Genomic DNA, 18,276 nt, shown 5'->3' on the forward strand with positions numbered 1-18,276 from the left:
GGCCGATGCAGTTACGTGTGACCGCGGTAAAACTCCGTGGGATCTGATTCGCACTGATGTTGCATATGACTTTGCCGAAGAAGGCGAAGCCCAGATTATAGAGGCGCAAATAGAACCCAGCAATAAAATGCAGCTGCACTGCGTAGCGCTGCTGGGAGGAATGCAATGTGACCCAAAATTGGTCAATGTTCTCAAACACACGCTTAAACCCACCACAGAGCGTGGTTGCCTGTTGAATTTTCTCGAATCGTGCATACGAAGCACCGATTCCACACCTCTCAGATACGCGCGTAGCCACACCGCAGAGAATAGTAACCTACGGAGTCTTGTCGACTCGTGCGGACAAAGCACCAATATCAAAATATCTGCAACTGGAATCACAAAAAACCCTGTCACGGTAGTACACCCCATCATTGTGGGCGATCCCTCTGTTTCTGCAGTGCGGGTGGCAGAAGTGCATTGTGTGAAGGTTATGAAACGCAGCGGAATAACAGGCACAGTAGAGTGCATCGGCGCGTTGGAAGCAATTGTGCAATTCACACTTTGTACCACAGACAACTCTGAAGAGTGCAGCCTTGGCGACTTAAGAGTGACAGTCAAACCCATAAGCTTGGCCGGGCGCGCAATCAAGAATCAGCTTACTCACAATTCTACGTACGCACACACTCTGCCCCTTGACCCCAGAGCGCTGCATGGGCATACAAAACTGGGTGATGAAAAATTTCACGTACCTTACGTGCAGGATGTTGTCCTACCAAAAGACAAGAAAGGAATACTGCCCACAAGTAGAGTAAGTCTCAAGCACAGCGCAGATACAGCAATGCGTAATATAGCCAAGACCCCGTGGGACCTAATTAAAACAGGAGCGCCTTACGGTACACCAAACACTCAACCTGGGGCACACAGCAAGCTGTTGTTGTTTGACAATATTGGTAGGGGTATTAGCACCATCCAGCGTGACGAACAGATGGTGGAATTCGCGCGCAATGTAGTCCAGCCTACGAGTATACGCCCTGGCTTACTGCAATTCCTGGAAAAATGCATTGATACCAAAAACCCCTCCATTAGGGTTTTGGCCCACTCTTCCAACGAACCATCACTAAAAGCGACACTAACGTACGTAACAGAGGGTGTCACTTTTCCCATGGTGAAGGTTGAAGAAACGCACTTGGTTGATGTGGTGGATATAAGCGGTAAATCAGGACGCATTCTCAGTGATTTGCTTGTCGGGCACCCGAACGGAATATCCGTGCAAGATGTGTTGGAAGTAAAGTTATCTTACGAAATCAGCCACCATAGCCCGAATTATCTATTTAAAAACATGCGCGCTGAGATTAAATCCATGGGCCAAAATGGAAACAGGCCGCAACAAAGCCCACTGGTGGTGAACTTCAATGCAAGATACCGCCACGACGAAACACTAGAGGGAGATGACATGCAACAATCAAGTGCATACCTTCGAACGAAAGCAGCGACAGCTCTGCAGCAGGGAGTAGGGGGACAGTCGGCTGGTGTATCATCCGCTGCAGGCGGAACTGGCTTGGGTAGCACAGCACCCGATATAACACTCAAGGATGCACCAGATCAGGCAATGCGTAATGCAGCCAAGACCCCTTGGGACTTGATCTGCGGCGGGGATAAGCACGAACAAACTGTACAAGCTGCATCTTGTGACAACGTCGAAACGTTCACGAAGAACTACCTGCTCAAGCCTACAAAATGCCGTGCAGGCTTGCTAGAGTTCGTAAGGGCGTGTGTGCAGGACGGTAGCAATCTGTATATGGAAACTAACACTCCAGAAATAAGAGTGGATGTTGAGAAAGATGGAGATGGGCAACCGGTCAGCCCTGTGACGGTTACAGAAAAACATTTCATCCGAGTTTCCAGAGACGGCAAAGTTTTGGTCCTATTGGTACAGGTAGCTTACAAGGTCAACAAAACCCAGGTAGCGAAAGTGTATACGCTGTCCGATATGCAAGTCGCGGTCAAGTCAATAGGGAGTGGCAGCAGTCCATCCACGCAAGAGCTAAGGCACAGCATAAAGGCTTGCGAGCGCGTCCCAAAGTTGGCACACAAGAAACCTACAGCCGGGAATAGCACTGCAAAAACACAGCATCTTGAGACAGAAGAAGACGAATATGGCAGTGCAACACTTCGTAACGGGCTTGCTGAGGCCCGCGGGACAGCTAATGAAGGTGCCTCATACAACATATTCCTAGCCAGCCCCAAGGATTGTCAGAAGCTGGTCGATGACCGCGGGTTGTGCGAATTTGTTATGGGCCAAGACTGGGTCAGAGAGCACGTGGATGATGCGACAACCCCCAGAGCATCTGCGTCATGGAATACAAGTGAGCAACTAGCCTTCCTGACGCAGGTACTGACCACGAAACCGGGCGGCAATGCTCACAAACTTTTACTAACCGCACTGGCAGCGTGCATAGCTACACCGCATGTAGAATTAGACGCCCAGTCAGTGACAGTAAAAAAGCGGAATATAGTAGACAGTGGTGGTGCTACAGCGATTAAAGTTGAAGAAAAACATAATGTCAAAGCGAGAAGTATCGCAGATGTTGAGACAGTAGAGCTAGGTGATGTAAGTGCTACGCTGTCTTACGTGATCTCCGCTGACAGCGCCGCACAGAATGTTTTCTTCATATCAGATGTGAAGCTGCATCTAGTCGTTGAAGACGAAGGCATCGAGCAAAACATAAACTTTGGTGGCAAAGAAATAGTCACAATTGCCGATGAATCGCAGAAGGGCGCCAAGTCTAAAGGAGTTGCTAAGAAGAGCGCTGTTGCGGAAGAAGATGATCCCGAAGAGGAGACTGAACTTGAAGAAGATGAGCTCAAGGAGGATACCAAACCTGCGAGGAACGTAAAACAAGGTGCCAAATCCGGGAAGGGCGCCAAGTCTAAAGGAGTTGCTAAGAAGAGCGCTGTTGCGGAAGCAGATGATCCCGAAGAGGAGACTGAACTTGAAGAAGATGAGCTTGATGAGGGGAGCCTCGTCACGGGACAAGATAAGCGTAAGGGTGCTACCAGCGCGTCTGCAGGGGCTGCAACACTGCACAATGGTCTACCGACGGAGTTAAAAACAGGCTTAGCTCTAGCGGACCCTAAGGCCTGCCAGCAGCTAGTAGAGGATCAGGGGTTGGCCGCATTGGTTCTTGGGAGAGACTGGCGCACCAATCATATGGATGATTCCGGTACAACCCCTAACCTTGAGCACCTGAGTATAGATGAGCAGCTCACTCTCTTATCAACGGTGCTAGACACAACACCGAGTAGTACGCACGCATTATTACTGGATGCACTGAAAAGGTGCATAAACACACCAAGTGTAACATTAACCGCCAGATCAATGCAGATAAACAAGAGTAATATAACAGACAGTGGCGGTGGTGCAGCGATTCGAGTTGAAGCAAAACATAGTGTAGGGGCGGAACGCAGTACGACTATAGGACAGGCGCACCAAACGCCAAGCTATGTGGATGCTACGCTACATTACACGATCTCTGTCGACAAAGACGCACAGAACATCATCATATCAGATGTAAAGCTTAACGTAGCCACTGGACATGCAAAGAAAGAAATAAGCTTTTCCGGCATAGAAACAGTTAAGCTTCCCAATAAATTACTGCGAGCGGTGGCTGATAAATTCAGAGGCCATGACCCAAATGAAGAACAAGAATCGAGGATAAGCTTGGTGGATGCACGCAGCAACAGTGGCGCTACACCGGGGCAAAAGAAGCCGTCGCACGACGCAACACACGCTAAACCATCAGCTGGCGCAGGCAGTACCGCGGTAGCAGATCAGGATACGGCGGGTAGTTCGATGCAAGCATCATCAAGTGGCGCACAACATGGTGAACAACACCCTGCACCCACAGAACCGGTTGGTAACGCCGTTTTCACGCTCAAAACCGCACCAGACCAGACAATGCGAGATGCGGTCCCGCATCCTTGGAGTTTGATTTATGCCGGACAGCATCATGGGCACAATAGCAAGAGTGCGAAATCCGGCGACATGCAGGACTTCTGCGCGAAATTCCTATATCAGGAACCCAGCAAGCGTGATGGCCTGCTGAATTTCATAAAGACAAGCATCTGCTTCGATCCAAACGCTGATCTCAAAGTTGTCGCAGGGGAGCGTATACAAGCACACACATCCGCTAAGAGCCTCAAAAGTGACCCTGACAAAAAACCGCATTAGTAGTGGTCACCGAGCATCATAACTTCATCGTCAAAAATAACGAAGATGAGAGGGTGGGCACCCTAACAGCAGAGATACGGTATGAAGTAACGCCCACTATCCAGCAGGATAAATATAAAATCAGCAATCTGACGGTCAATATAAAATCTCCAGGCTCAAGCACCACACTGCTGTACAAAAGCACCAGAACCTCTGAGGTTTCCCTACCGGTGCCCGACGTCACCAAAGCCCCGCAGAGGCCGCTTACGTCGTCTGATGCAGCACAAAAGCCTGCTACAACATTTGCAAGCTCGGAACAGCGGATTGCTGCTACGGCTAGCGCGTTGGCTCCCGCACGTATGAGCAGTGACCCTGAACAAGATAAGAATATAGCTAATTACCTGGAGGAAATATCGCGACCCAGCAGCCCCGAAGAAAGTGTGGCAGCGGGTGTAGGTACCACAACTGCGCAATCGCGACAAGCCGGCACTCAACAACCCGCTTCACAGCCCAAAGCGCCCGCTACACCCGCCTTTCAGCTAAAGAGTGCGGCAGATCAGGTAATGCGTTCTGCAGCCAAAACTCCTTGGAGCTTGATTTATGGTGGACACAGGCCCGAAAACACTGAAGAAAGCGCCGGCAGTGAGAGCATAGAAGATTTCCTGAAGAAATACCTGCTAAAGCCTACAAGACAGCGTGAGGGCTTGCTAGAGTTCGCCAAAGCGTGCATGTACAATGGTGGTAGTCTTAGCACGCATGCCACAGACGGCCCCAAAATAATAAAACCTCCGGTTGAGAATGGCGTCCAAAACGTGCAAGAAGTACACAACATCCAGGTCAAGGACACGCAAACAAAAGAAGTGCTAGACGTTCTGGCGGTAAAGGTAAGCTACAACATACGCAGCACGGACACCGATGGGGAGTACGAATTATCTGATTTGAAAGTTTTGGTTAAATCACTAGGAAGTGACGGAAGAAGCCCATCTGAGGCGGAGTTAACGTATGAAATAAACACCAAAGAACGTGTGTCACGGCAACATCCGCCTCAATTCACGAAGTACGTTGTGCCAGCATTGAGCGCTGAACAAGATGCTGCAACAAAGCTTAGGGAACAGTCAGCGCAAAAACTATTGCAAGCGGTGCAGCAAGGCGGCGCACAATCTTACGCAAAATCCACAGCAACTCAGGCTGGCAGCGTAAGTGCACCACCTAGTACGATCATCCTTAGCCCAGACCAAAACTGTGATGCAATATGCGCCAAATCCGACTTGTCCAAATTGGTTCTGGGTAATGAGTGGCACGCTAGGCATGCACGCAGCGTCATGGACCGCACCACCATATTTGATCCCCAGACGTTTTCGGGGCAGGATGCGCAATTCTCGCTCCTACACGGGGTATTGGGTGCGGTACCGAATGTTACTAACGGATGCCTGCTAGATGCACTGCAAAAGACCATAGGCACACCAGATGTTGTATTGGTTGACTCGCCGAATGGCAAACCAATAGTGACCGCAGAAGAGATAACTAATAGCGATGGCTCTGTGGCAATTTTGGTTCGAGAAGAACATGTTGCTACAGCAAAGTATTGGCGCAGCAGCACACGCCATGGTAGTGCTGTTAGACGCGCAGCAGCCAGAAATGCCCAAAATATGGGCAATGTGCACGCTGTCTTGTCTTACATCATATCTACCAAAATAGATGATGGTGGCGCCTATGCCGTAATCTCGAATATAGAGTTGGCAGTAGCAACAGAAGACGATGTACAAAACATCAGGTTTGAAGACGCGGAGAGCGTAGTTGTTCCCATTACCGGCGACGTGCTGCAGGGCGTCGTTGAGGAATTGCGTGGACGTACTTCGGTAGGAACACAGTCAGGAATCGGCCCTGGTAGGCGCGGCAGTATCGCTGCAACACAATCTAAATTGGATAGCATAAATCAGCACACAACCAGGGCACAGCATCCTGAAGCATCGCAGGATAAAGACAGCGTTTCCCCCGTTGCCCAAACCGATGCAGATGAGGAAGAATGGAGCAAAACTGCCGGCAAGGTGTCGTCATCGATGAAAACAGCGCAGGATGCAGGGGTAACACCTACACATAAAACCAGCAGCACTCAGGTGGGGCAGGACGATACCATCGACAGTGATGCAGAAGAATATGATATCACAGATATCACAGCACCAAAATCAGGGCGGTGGAGCGCAACACGCGTACTGCAGGCAATGGAACAGCGGCGCGAAGCAGGCATGGCGGCACGGAATGCACACAGCAAGGCAGCAAAGTTTGATACCTATGGTAGTGACGACGAGGACTTGAATTCCGAAGACTACAAGGAAGACTACGAGGAAGAGGATTATGATCTGCTAGAAGATGACGAGACAGAAAACAGGGCGGCGCATATTGCTAAGCCAGCGCACCATATCCGAAGTGGAGGAGCACAAGGTGGCGCAGCCGGTGTATATGACGAATCCGAGGTGTGGCACCAGACCCGCCAGTCAGCGCGTGGCACTGTCATCAAGAAAACGCAATTATTCGCTGACAACGGAAGGTTTAACTTCGTTGATGAGGTAAGGAACGCGCTTAGGGATAGGGATAACCTGTTGTGCCAAGAAATTTTCTACCCCACAGATGACGATATTAGCTTTGAAACAAACCTCTTCATGCGCATAGCAGAGGCAAGCGTTACTCCTCTTGGTGGGCCTGAAGCGGCTGAAAATGTGCAAGTCGTGGGTAACATAAAAAGCGAAGTAGACTTCTCAGATCTACAGCAGGAGTTCGATGTCGTAAAGAGCGCTACAGTAGATGCCGGGATCCACGGAACACTTTACATTTCCGTACGATACCAAGTTGCGAAAGAAGCTTCTGTATATTCAACCAATTACGTAATAAAAAACGCTGCCATCCACCTGGGGCGCACCGAGAATTCAGGCGCAACCGTCCTGCCAATAGATGATGTAGTCTCTGCGGTTAACACGCCATGGCGCACCGCTCTAGCAGAGTATGAAGCAAAACAAAAAAGCGCATTCCGTGCTGGCACGTTAACGGCCGGCGGTGGCGCACAAAAGAACAAAGGTGCGGACAAGCAAGAGAAAAGGCGCGCTCAACAAAAACGACAGCCCATACCCGAATTCACAGAGGAAAATGCGCTGCACACCGTACCAGTAAGTACAGAAAAGGTCGGCTGGTTCAGCAAAATACTGGGTTGTGTTTGTAAATTCTTTGGGAAGATATTCAAATTCTTCAAGAATCTCTTCGGAGTGCGAAGCACCGTACATGACGATTTTGCAAAATACGGAATGGACATCGGCAAGTTCATCGAGAACAAGCCTGGTGACTCACACGGGGCACATTTGTCCCACACAAATGGCGATGTACGCCATAACGCACAGGCAGAGGTCGATGACATATACCACGATGAGTATGATGACTTTGAACGCCTTCCTCGCCATAGTCCCAAGCGCCCCCCTTCCGAAGTGATAAGCGACAGCACAGTCCACCCAGCAGGTGAGCGCGCAACAGCTGCCAGGAGAGGTCGCAGGTAGTTTGAGCGTAGTGCGGGAGCGCTGCTAAATGCAAAAGCTGCAAAGGGCATACAAGACGCGTTGCAATTGTGCAGAGACTGTACAAAAAACCGCCTTACGTATTTGTGAAAACAGTGAGCTCACGGGGGCGTATTTCTGATTTCTCCGGCACAGAGTTTGGGCATCTGCAACCTTGGCGTTTACACGCTCAAAGCGCACCATATGCGGCATCATCACTACAGGAACTTCACCGCAACCAAATTCCCTCTAGTTTTGCCCATCTGCAATAGTGCATTGCTATAAATAGCATAAATTTTCTGGGCTACATAAGCGGCATCGTACAGTATTACGAGAAATGACGGCTCAATTACTCGTGCTTAAAGCGCAAAAAACTATTGACTTACTTACCGGTATCGCCTACAATACACGCGCCTGTTGTGCGCGCTGGGTTTTGCTCATGTTCGTCATGGGTTGCCCGGCTACCGCTGAAGTTGCGGGCGCGTCGTGGGTAGTTAAGGCGAGACAGCAGAAGGTGCAGGTGTGTTCTTGTTCACTGGACGCTGTTGGGTTTTGGCATACTTGGGTACTCTTGCTGGGTGGAGGAGTTTCTTGGCCTGCGGCCGTGAGTGCTGGCAAATAACCAAATAAAATGTTGGCGTGCGTGGTGACCACGGATAGAAGAGGTGGAAGCGCGGTCTAGGTCCTGGCCTGGTGGTTTTTCATCAAGGAGGTGCGGAGCACCGTTGCGGCAGCGACCTCCTGGTTTTCGTCACCGCTGAAAGGGAACGTAGCTTTGTCTCACACAGTCAACAATATGTTGTTGATTTGGCTGTTCGGCGCACGTTACCGTCGCCAACGCGGTTCTACCGCGCGCATGCATACCCTTTATCGCCGCATACTGGATAGAGAAAGGAGGGGGGGGGGACCTTAGACATGAGCAGTAGTGACATAAACGCGGTAGCTGTCCAGGGTGGCGTAGCAGGTGGCACAACATCCGTAAGTGGCAGTACGCACAGTGCAGACAACGAAACCGAACAGCTGAAAAACACTTTTGCAAGCGGCAAGGTACAAGATATCGTGCAGAAGGTGCTGTGCAGTAATGGGCAGCAGAGTGCACAGGTTTTAGCACACGTTTCCACCCGTAGTTTCACAGGGTCACATGGTGGCCTGAGGATCGACAAGCGCTATGTAGCACGCGTAACGTCTAGCGATGGTAGCACACCCGACAAGTGCTTTTACGTCCACCTCGCATATAAACTAATTCCCCCCCGCAGCGGGCAAAGTACCGAGCATAAGGCGTATGACGTGCAGCTCGGGGTCAGGAACGCCCTCTCCAACAAAAACATTGTGGCACCCAGCGGGCGCCTTGTGCTCGACACGATGTGGAAGCCAGAGGGCGCAGCAAACGCATCAGAATCCACACCTAGTGACAGTGGAAGCAGTGATATTCATGTGCACGACGCCATAATAGCACCTAACACAGCATTCGAGCCTGGTTCACAGTCCGACATCATAACACTCGGCATGGTCGACCTTACCGCAGATGTATATGGAACGCTGCTAACCGATGCGTATGTGTACCAGAACACGACGCTCTTGCACAAAGACGCGCAATACGGTGGCATAACAAGCGATGGGTACGATGCCGTGATGAAGGCTGTAGCCGAAACTCTATACTACGCAGACGCCCCTGATAAGCACCCTGCCCTGACGCGCCTGGCAGAGCATAGCATCTTGCACAGAGGAACCATAAAAACCAGTGGTAGTGGTCATGACGCCCTGGAGCGACATTACGTGTTCAGAGTGGACAACGCGCCGTATAACGTCCACGCCTTCGTGTCATACCCCGCACCGAAGAGACATTCAGCTAGTAATGTACAAGACCCTAAATCTGCACCCACGCTGGCAGTACGCCTTGTGCATGCTCAAACATTTACACTGAGTCCTTTTCTAGCTGCCTCGTGTAGCGCAGAAACCAGTGCGGTGAAGCAGCAGTTCGCTATACATGGCAGCGCTGCACCGAGGTCACATGAGGCATCAGAGCAAAATGGTGCCGGAGAACGGGGCACAGATACCGGGACACATTCCCCCTCCGGAGACGATGAGGCCGATATTCAAGCTAATCCCATCGCGCTTCCCATTATCGTCGTGAACGACTACGAGCGGGACCTGCGGCCAACTATCAGCAGTGCCTCGAACCATGTTGAATACCTAAAACGCGTGACAGAACAGCACGCGGTGAGTGCGGATATGAACGCAGCGCTCATCGAAAGCCTCGTGAGAATTACCTGTGCCGGTGAGGAAAGCTTAAAGCGCGCTGACGACAGCTTTGCTGCATTGTTGCGCAACGGAGATGTAGAGGTAAACGGAGAGGTACTTACTGCAGCTGAAAGAAGCGACTCCTCTGATAACGTCGACAGTGCATTAAGTGCGCTCAGACTGGCATTAAAATGGCACCCAGGTATGGCTGACCTGCTGCTGCGCGCAATAATAAACACATGCGATACAACCTCTAACGGATTCACCGTGGTTCACAGTGATAAAGAGCTGAGCAGAATCCAGCCAACAATTACACAGAAACTGAAACTGTGTAGTGACCCAGCAACGCATAGTAAAGTCACGATCACTAGAAACCTGCAGCTGGAGTACAAAATTGGTGATCAAGCTTTTAAAACGTCTGTGAACGTGGGCTATAAACTATCTTTGAATACGCGCGAAGACGGGCGCGCAGAGCTAGCAATCGAAAACATCTGCGCTACTGCGGCCCCTATCCTTACAGAAGGTCATGCTTCGCCCAAAGTTCTCTCATACCCATGGTGCAAAGATTCCGTGGTGAGTGACTTGTCACAACTTCTTGCCGCGAAATGCGCACCTTCTTTGGCAGTCAGTGCTTTCATAGGCCAGCGCGGGCTGTATGAAGGCATGTTCCTAAAACCGTCGTCGCCAGGTGGCAGCAGCAAGTTTCAGTGCACCACAAACGCAGCTAAGGAGAGAATATCACAATTTTTCTCGAAAAATAGTAGTGGCTCCGTGCTGCAGCTGAGCCAGATAAGCAACAGCACTCTGCGCTCTCTCGTGCCACCGTTATCTCGTCGAGGCGCAGACAACGCTCTCGAGATAAGCGGGCTTGTTCGGGCCGTTGCCAAGCATTTTGGAATCACAATAAAAGACGTTACGGAGCAAAGTAGTGCAAGCTACCCAATCAGAGGGAACGAGGTTGTAGGTGTAATAGCGGGCACAAGAGTGAAGCGGATCTATAAGATATCGCCAACATCAAGCACTGCTGAAGATATATTTGTGCACGTCGAATATGATGTACTGCTCGTTGAAACCGAGTTTTACTCCAAAAATCTTGAGCATGGCAAAGATACAGAGTATGTAATATGCAACCTGAAAGTAGGATGTGCGCAGGGCCAGTCAGGTGCCAGTAGTTGCAACATGATGGAATTCCCGGTCACGGTCTGGTCTTCGCGGGGTATCATAAGCAATGCATCCACCGCACGAACCGCCATAACAGCGTCCACAACAGCCTCCAAGTCTGCCGATAGCACCCCAGATTCGTCGACAGGTGGCACGTCAGAGCAGAAGGACAACAGCGACATCTCTGCTGTCTCATTCGAACATAGGGCAAATGAGTATAAAACCCGTTCCGACACCGAAAGCAAGAAGGATGCTGTGCAGCCACCTGTGCAGCCACTACGTAGTGATGAGTCTCGTGAGGTAAACAGGGATGCGGCCTGCTCCTCCAGTACCGAAAGTGAGGAGGATTCCAGTCTGTGGCTGACAAGCGGTAAGTTTCGTAATGCGGACAAAATTAGACGCGCCCTCAACAATAGAGAGTCGCTGCGCGCAGTACTATTCCCGAAAGATGTTGATGCAAAAAACTATACCTCACATGTAATATCGCGCATGGCGCAAATATGCCTCGATCGGGGAGATGCAACACCCCCCACCATCTATAACATAAGCAGCAATGTTACAAAACTTGGGGATTCGCACAAATCATATAAGGTGACCAAAGCCGCAGATGTCAGTGTGGATAGTGACGTGCTCAGCATATCTGTGGAGTATGCAATATCCAAACAGCGCCGTAACCGGGATGATGGCAGCGGAAACACTTATATTGTTTACGTGATCACCAATGCCAAGCTAACTATCAAAAAGCGAGGCGGAGCGGCCCAGGCTGCCATATTTTCAATCCCCGATACGAGGTCTAAATCGGTACTTGCTCCGTACCAAAATGCAAAAACTGAGTACGCAACGGCACATCCGCACAAAAAACACCCGTCAGCCCCCAAAGCGTCGGAAGAGAAGAAGGTCAAAACAGCGTTGAAGGAGGAAACGGCTACGGAAACGTTGCAGGAAAGAGCTACAACAGGGTCGCGAGAAGAAGGGATTACAACAACGTTGGAAGAGAAGGAGGTTACGGCAACGTTGGAAGAGCAGAAGGTCAAAACACCGTTGGAAGAGGAGAAGGCTACAGAAACGTTGAAGGAAAGGGCTACAGCAACATCAAAAGAGAGAGCTACAGCCAAAAGAAAAGCGAGTAAGTGGGTTGAGAATACCGTGTTTGTCGTGGAAAGTTCACCGGACGATCACGAAAAAAAGGAGCGGTGTTTCATTGTGGTGTGGTTTTGGTGGTTTGTGGGACTGCTTCTAAAACTGTGGGCGTGTATCGTTGCAGCGGCGTTGTGGTGCTATAGCCTTATCTTACGCTGTTGCTGCTGCGCTCCCGAAACGGCAGACAACACTAGCACAGTAAACCTGCGCGATTTCGCCGCACTAAAACGCACCAAACAGCAGCCACGTATGCACGGAAGCGGCGTGGAAGAGTTGGGGAGCGATGAGTACACACATCTGTTCAATAGCCCCATTGATGATGACATTGAGACGCGGGAAGATGCCCGCACGCAGCAAGATATTGGCGCCTCATTAGCGGCGGTTTCATCTGAAAGGGTAGGTGCACAGAAATGCGCGCCCGGAAGCGTGCTGGACGACAGTGAGGTGGCTAGCGTAGTGACATCCAACTACAGTGCCGCCGCCATGATGAGCGGAGCCTAGAGTTTGGTAGCAGTCTGGAGCACGTAACCATTTACGCAAGCTTCAGTCCACGGGAGTGCCGTATGCTCGGCTGCAGGTAGCACGCACCTGTAGGGCACTCTTGCGGGTTCTATCATGGGTGTTGTGCCCTACTACCGCGCGGCCTCGTTCGCCAATAATGAACAAAAAATCATCAATAAGATGCTTACATCAAAAAATAATGCCTACATCGGCATATGTCGCTCCCGAAGCACGCATCACGTAAACTGTAAAGTGTTGTTATCAATTTGCAAATGATACATGCACCGTGGTGACGATCTCAAAGACTATCGGGAACAGACAATACAGCGGAATGTGTGCGGTGTTGCACAACTGGTACATAAATGGTACAATACCGGCGCGGGGTTGTGCACCCCCAGTTTCAGTGGCTTGCCAGTGGTGGGCGGTGCGTGTTGCACGGTCTCGGCACCCTTTTTGGGCTCTGGCGCTGTTTTGGTGCACGATCATAGGTCGGTGGCTGCCGTAAACTGAGGTTCCAATGGGTCCAAAACTGCTGAAAGCACCCAGCGACTTGGGTAAGTCGCTCATGACGGACCCGGGGTGCTTATACAGAGGGGAAAGCGAAAACAGAAAATTCGAACCCGCTCTCGCACTACTTCAATACATGTACGAGCTTGCGCAGCGGCTGAATAGCAAGCAGGTTCTAACTTCTATAGACTTTGACGGTCCAGAGGCAGCGAGTGACGACCTACTTGCGGACAAATTCGTAGAGGTGGCGAATGTCATAGGATCGCCGTATTCCAGCATCCCTAAAGAGGCGTGGCGGGCCGTGATCAAACTCGTTGAGGCAACGCCCGATGCGCGCACACACTTACCTAAGTTTTTGGCTGAGTGCTTTGATCCTGACTGCATACAGTTCGCAACATTCGAGGTTTGTCCGTATTCGCACTTCACAATTTCGGCAATCCCCAAATATTCGGGTGTGCGTGGTCAGCTTGAAAAACGCAAGGGGAAAATTACGCCTGCGTACCTTGTAGAAGAGCGTGTACAGTTTAACGTTGTCAACACCAAAGGAGAGAGCCTGGGCACATTTACGATGCACACATCGTGCACCTTAAGCCGGGACGAGCAGTTATCGAGCGACAAATCGGTGGTGATGGATGCGGTGAATACAAACATCCAAATCACCAATGACTTGTGTCGAAACCTGAGGCAAGAGGGTTACAAATGCACCCACAAGCCCGCAGCAAAGAAATACAAGATCTACCTGCCGCCAGCAGCAGCTGACGGTACGCCGGGTGTACGGCGTGACATTACTGAAACTCCGACAAGGCTCTTGAGCAGCGATGACTACCTCGGTAGGCTTTTTGACGGCGCCGCTGGTGTGGAGTATACCCCACGTATTTTCCGGGGTCTTCTTGGCCCAGCTCTGCAGGTAAATCCGACTGACATTGATGTAGTCAAGCACGCAACATTTCTAAAACAGAGCAAAATAGCCCATGAACGCTCATTCCCCACCAGTAGGAATAGAGAGCAGCACTCTAGCGTGGAGAAGCGTGCAGTCATCGGGTCTGAAAGCGGAAAATATATGCACGCCGTACTCCGCTATGACGTTGTGCATAAATATGAGATTCCAGATTCTTGCGAAAGCGCCACCCGGATAGAGGATCTTAAGCTCCATGTTAAGATAGTAGATAACGGACGCGGAAATTCGTTGTTCCTCACCAAGGACGAAGTGGACACCGCATCGTTTGAGCGCATAAACATTAAGAGGCGCGCGGAGCTCAGCACAAACGCCGCGTGGGATGATGCTGCAACGGCACAACGCTGTGGTTACACCAACTTAGCAGCAAAGCAAACACCTGCGGCGCAGTACAGCGCAAGCAGCCAAGACCAGTGGTGCTTCGTCTCAGAAGACCTATTGGAGGATAGTTACGAGCGCTATGGGGTGGCACACCCAGACAGGCCGATAATTACCAGTGAAGGCGTGCAGCGTGATACTTTGAACTTCCTCGTCAGTCAAGCCGTGTATAACGAGGCCAGTCAGAATGTCGACCCTATATCCATGGAGATAGAAAAGCACTGTGTCTCCCATAGAGGGCTTGTATCCGGGAGTAGTATCAACACGGAGCATCAGGAATCAGGATCCCAGCACAGAGTCGAAGAGCACTTTATCCTCTACCCAAAGGGCAGTAGGCCTAACAATACGAGCCTGAAGGTACACGCTTTTGTATCATACATTGTACATGGATACGACTGGGTAACAAAAAAAGGCGAAAAAGTGGCGTTGTTGGGGACAAAAGCGCAATTGGGCATGCGGTTTGTAAACCCACAGTTCAATCTGGATGAGTGCCTGCAAGTAGGCAACAGCAGCATTGATTCAGGCAGCTTTCAGGTGTTTGACATCGCACTGAAAGGGGACACACGCATACGGTGTGACAAATTCAGAGACGCTATTGGGAAAATTGATGTTGCCAAGGATGGCGCTTTATTCTCCCCAAGCCAGAGCAGAGATGGTGTAGGCGGAAAGCGCAAGGAAGCGGTCGAGGTGGTAGACCAGGGCAAGGTGGTCTTTGAGCAGATGGCGAAATACTATGGGGCCGCGGCATTCAATGACAGCGAAGAGGAAAGTGTGCATGTAGCGCACGACATCACCGGGCCTATCATACCCAAAACACGCACATTGGCCTCGGGTGCGGTTGGAAACTATTACGCTTGTATGATATGGACGCGATACACGTCGTGGGGCGCAGTCGCCGCGGCAGGGCAGCGCAAGGTGCATCATCTGTAAGCTCAGTAAGGTTCGCGCCTTGTCACAGCGACAATCTATCCGAACTCGCGCAGAAGAGGCTTGAACTCCTGGAGTTGCTGGAAACATGGATAAAAGAAATTGGCCACCAGACTCACACTTCGCTTTTTGAGGCCACAATTAACCTATGTGGCAACTTTTCGCATGAGGGTTTCACGCAGTTTTTGCTCAGCCAATTTCAAGATTACACGCGATTCCCGAGTAAGGCTGCTATCGTTGACAAGAAGTTATTTCTGCAATTTGATCAATCCACCTCTGAAGACGGAAAGCCGCAGGATAAGATTCGCGTTGTGCAGCACGCTCTTGTGGCTCCGATGGCGTGGTGGCAGACAGAAAACTTGCACCTGGTGGTTTGTTACGATGTTTGCGTAGCGCAAATGGACAACGGGCTCAAGCAGCTGAGGATCACACATCCGGTTGCTGCAGTGAAATCGTGTAGCAACACAAATCTGAAGGCAGCGAAACCGTACACTTCCCTTCAGTTGGAACGGGATAACGAATTCAGAATAGTAAGGATACCTAGTAATCGCATGCCTGAACCCGTGAAGGCGCTGGCGGTGATGCAGTCAGCACAAGATAACTTCGCTGGATATAAATATCTTATACAGGGTTCCAGCGAGTCGCGTGGTCCCGGGCAGTCAGTCTCCGAAAAAATGCGGACGTGCATCATGGAGTTCGTTGGGCTTCACGGCATCGATAAGCTTTTGGGCAGTGAGTACATTTCCGCCCCTGATCGCACGTATGACGTGCTATCTGAAGATTGTGAATTAGGTGGGCAGGGGTTCACGCAGCCCAAAGGTAGCATTGCTGCATGCTACGATGAAGTCGCCAACACATTGTCACGCGCCAACTACGATAAATTTGTTAAGTTCTTCTGTACAGCACTGGGCATAACCAGAATAGACGACAGAGAGTCTGAATGGGAGGATATTGGTACCTCGGTGTTCAAAGACCGTCTCCCCCCACGGCTGGGCGGAGGGATTGGCATGACTCATGAGCTGGCATTCAGCGCAAAAAGCGTCGTTACTGACGCGCCTTTGAACATCAAGGTCACTATGTCATACACCTTGCGATACCGCGGCACCAAAGACGGAAAGAATTTTTTTGCAATGGGTAACCCGTCAGTAACAGTAAGTATGTCTACAAAAGATGGCAGAAAGCTGGGAGAGGCGTCTTTGCGGAGCGATGCGCTCGCCTTGCCACTTCAGGCGATAATCGCGGTCACAAGCATGAAGGAGCGGCATGTTCAGAAGCCGCATGACAAAGAAGAGCAGTTTGTGCGGAAGTTGCAAGCTACAGCTCCACAGCAAAAAGATGAGGATGAGGAGGCCCACGTTGTTAGCCCAGAACCCGCAGCAGTAATGCTATCTGGGACGCGTGATGGTGGTTCTTCTGAATCCGAAGATCAGACAGTGGATGAAGAAGAAGACCAAGATGAGGTGCTCGCATCAAAAGGTGGGGATGCGGAACCCGAAGAAATGGAGTTGGGAAGCCATACCATCACAAAGCACAGCGCTGCATCCAAAGCGGAAGCCGCTCGTGGCGCGGTGGAGCCAGTGAATGACCTATCACAAGACATAGCAGCATGTCTGAGTGCGGCCGATACCGAGTGTAGCCTATCCGACCAGGAAGTGGCGAGTAGGCCAAGTAGACCAAGTAGGGCTCAGGCAAGCGAGACAGCCCCGCTCAGAAAACCAACAAGAGCCAAAAGGAGGGAGAGATCCACCGCACAGGAATCGTTGTATGGCGCCATAACGGCGGCTCATGGTGGCTATGATAGCAGCTATGATAGCAGAGATGATGACCTGCAGACGCCCAGTTACAGGTCACGACGGATGGATGACAGCTTCGCATCAACCGTATTCGAACCGGTAAGTCGGGTTGCGTGGTACACGAGAATCCTTAACGCCGTTGTCCGGGTCCTGCTCTTGGCTTGGACCTGCATAAAAACCATGTTTTCTTGGACATTTAGGTGCTTTTCCACACGCAATAGCGCAACAGATGTGCTATATGTATATGACGAACTACGCGCACACGGGAGCGATTCCAGAGCCAAAAGCCATCCTAAAGCTCAGACAGCAAGGCCGCAAGTTGACCTTAGCAGCGTGAACTCGGTTGATGATGGGTACTATCAATCAGAGGGGCGCACACCCGATGCTACACCCGTATCATATTCCAGCAGTAGCAGAACAGCACCTGTCTCCAGTGTCAGCACATCGCGCACCGCCAGCACGAGGCCAGGCCGTCATCGTGGTGGCAATCCAACCACAGTTGTAGATAGTGCCGCTGCTGACCAGTTACATGCACGCAGCGGCGGCGTGAGTAGGCGCGCAAGAATGTGACAACATAACACTCCCGGAGCGGGAACGTACGCCGCCGGGATACGTCTTTGCATGCATGTGGCGCCACACTTGTAACGCGGGCTGTTGCACAGGGCTAAGCTGCTCCACCCAAGAAACCGCGCGTGCCGCAATTCACGGTTGTCGGTCCCCCATACATTAACGTTGTTTTACCATGCCTGCTGTCTGGCGGGCGTGTGAGGCGCTTTTCCTTAAAACGCCATATGCCTTCCTGTAGAGTACACAGGCACCTCGTTGCGCATATGGTAATGAGTCAGCAACAAAGAGACAAGAGGGCGGCACCCGCTGTTACACAGCAGCAGGTGTCACAACATAGTGCCGGGGGAACATCTAGGGTACGACTCAAAAACAGTT

The 18,276-nt window shown here is 51.0% G+C and carries 4 protein-coding genes and 1 pseudogene; all 5 read left to right on the forward strand.

The window, feature by feature from the left end; all coding sequences use genetic code 11:
* Positions 1-4,213 (forward strand): annotated as a pseudogene (locus GAC_RS05910) (hypothetical protein); the annotation flags it as partial.
* A 2-nt stretch (positions 4,214-4,215) separates the two neighbouring features.
* Positions 4,216-7,734 (forward strand): hypothetical protein, encoded by a 3,519-nt coding sequence (locus tag GAC_RS05915; RefSeq protein ID WP_241760112.1) that lies wholly within the window; start codon positions 4,216-4,218, stop codon positions 7,732-7,734.
* A gap of 912 nt (positions 7,735-8,646) precedes the next feature.
* Positions 8,647-12,774, forward strand: coding sequence for a hypothetical protein (locus GAC_RS05710; RefSeq protein WP_012658876.1), 4,128 nt, complete (start codon positions 8,647-8,649; stop codon positions 12,772-12,774).
* 517 nt (positions 12,775-13,291) lie between these two features.
* Positions 13,292-15,544: a hypothetical protein gene (locus tag GAC_RS05920; RefSeq protein WP_241760113.1), complete on the forward strand. Its 2,253-nt coding sequence runs from the start codon at positions 13,292-13,294 to the stop codon at positions 15,542-15,544.
* The gene (locus tag GAC_RS05925; protein ID WP_241760114.1) at positions 15,469-17,904 is read left to right on the forward strand and encodes a hypothetical protein; all 2,436 of its coding nucleotides are present in this window, start codon (positions 15,469-15,471) and stop codon (positions 17,902-17,904) included. Before GAC_RS05920 ends, GAC_RS05925 begins: the two co-directional genes overlap by 76 nt.
* Positions 17,905-18,276: the final 372 nt, after the last annotated feature.

Origin of the sequence: Anaplasma marginale str. Florida (assembly GCF_000215485.1) — a bacterium.
Lineage (GTDB): Bacteria > Pseudomonadota > Alphaproteobacteria > Rickettsiales > Anaplasmataceae > Anaplasma > Anaplasma marginale.

What these genes read in the sequence shown, in the direction of transcription:
- GAC_RS05710 (WP_012658876.1), top strand. Translation starts at nt 8,647, where the DNA reads ATGAGCAGTAGTGACATAAACGCGGTAGCTGTCCAGGGTGGCGTAGCA.
- GAC_RS05920 (WP_241760113.1), top strand. Translation starts at nt 13,292, where the DNA reads ATGGGTCCAAAACTGCTGAAAGCACCCAGCGACTTGGGTAAGTCGCTC.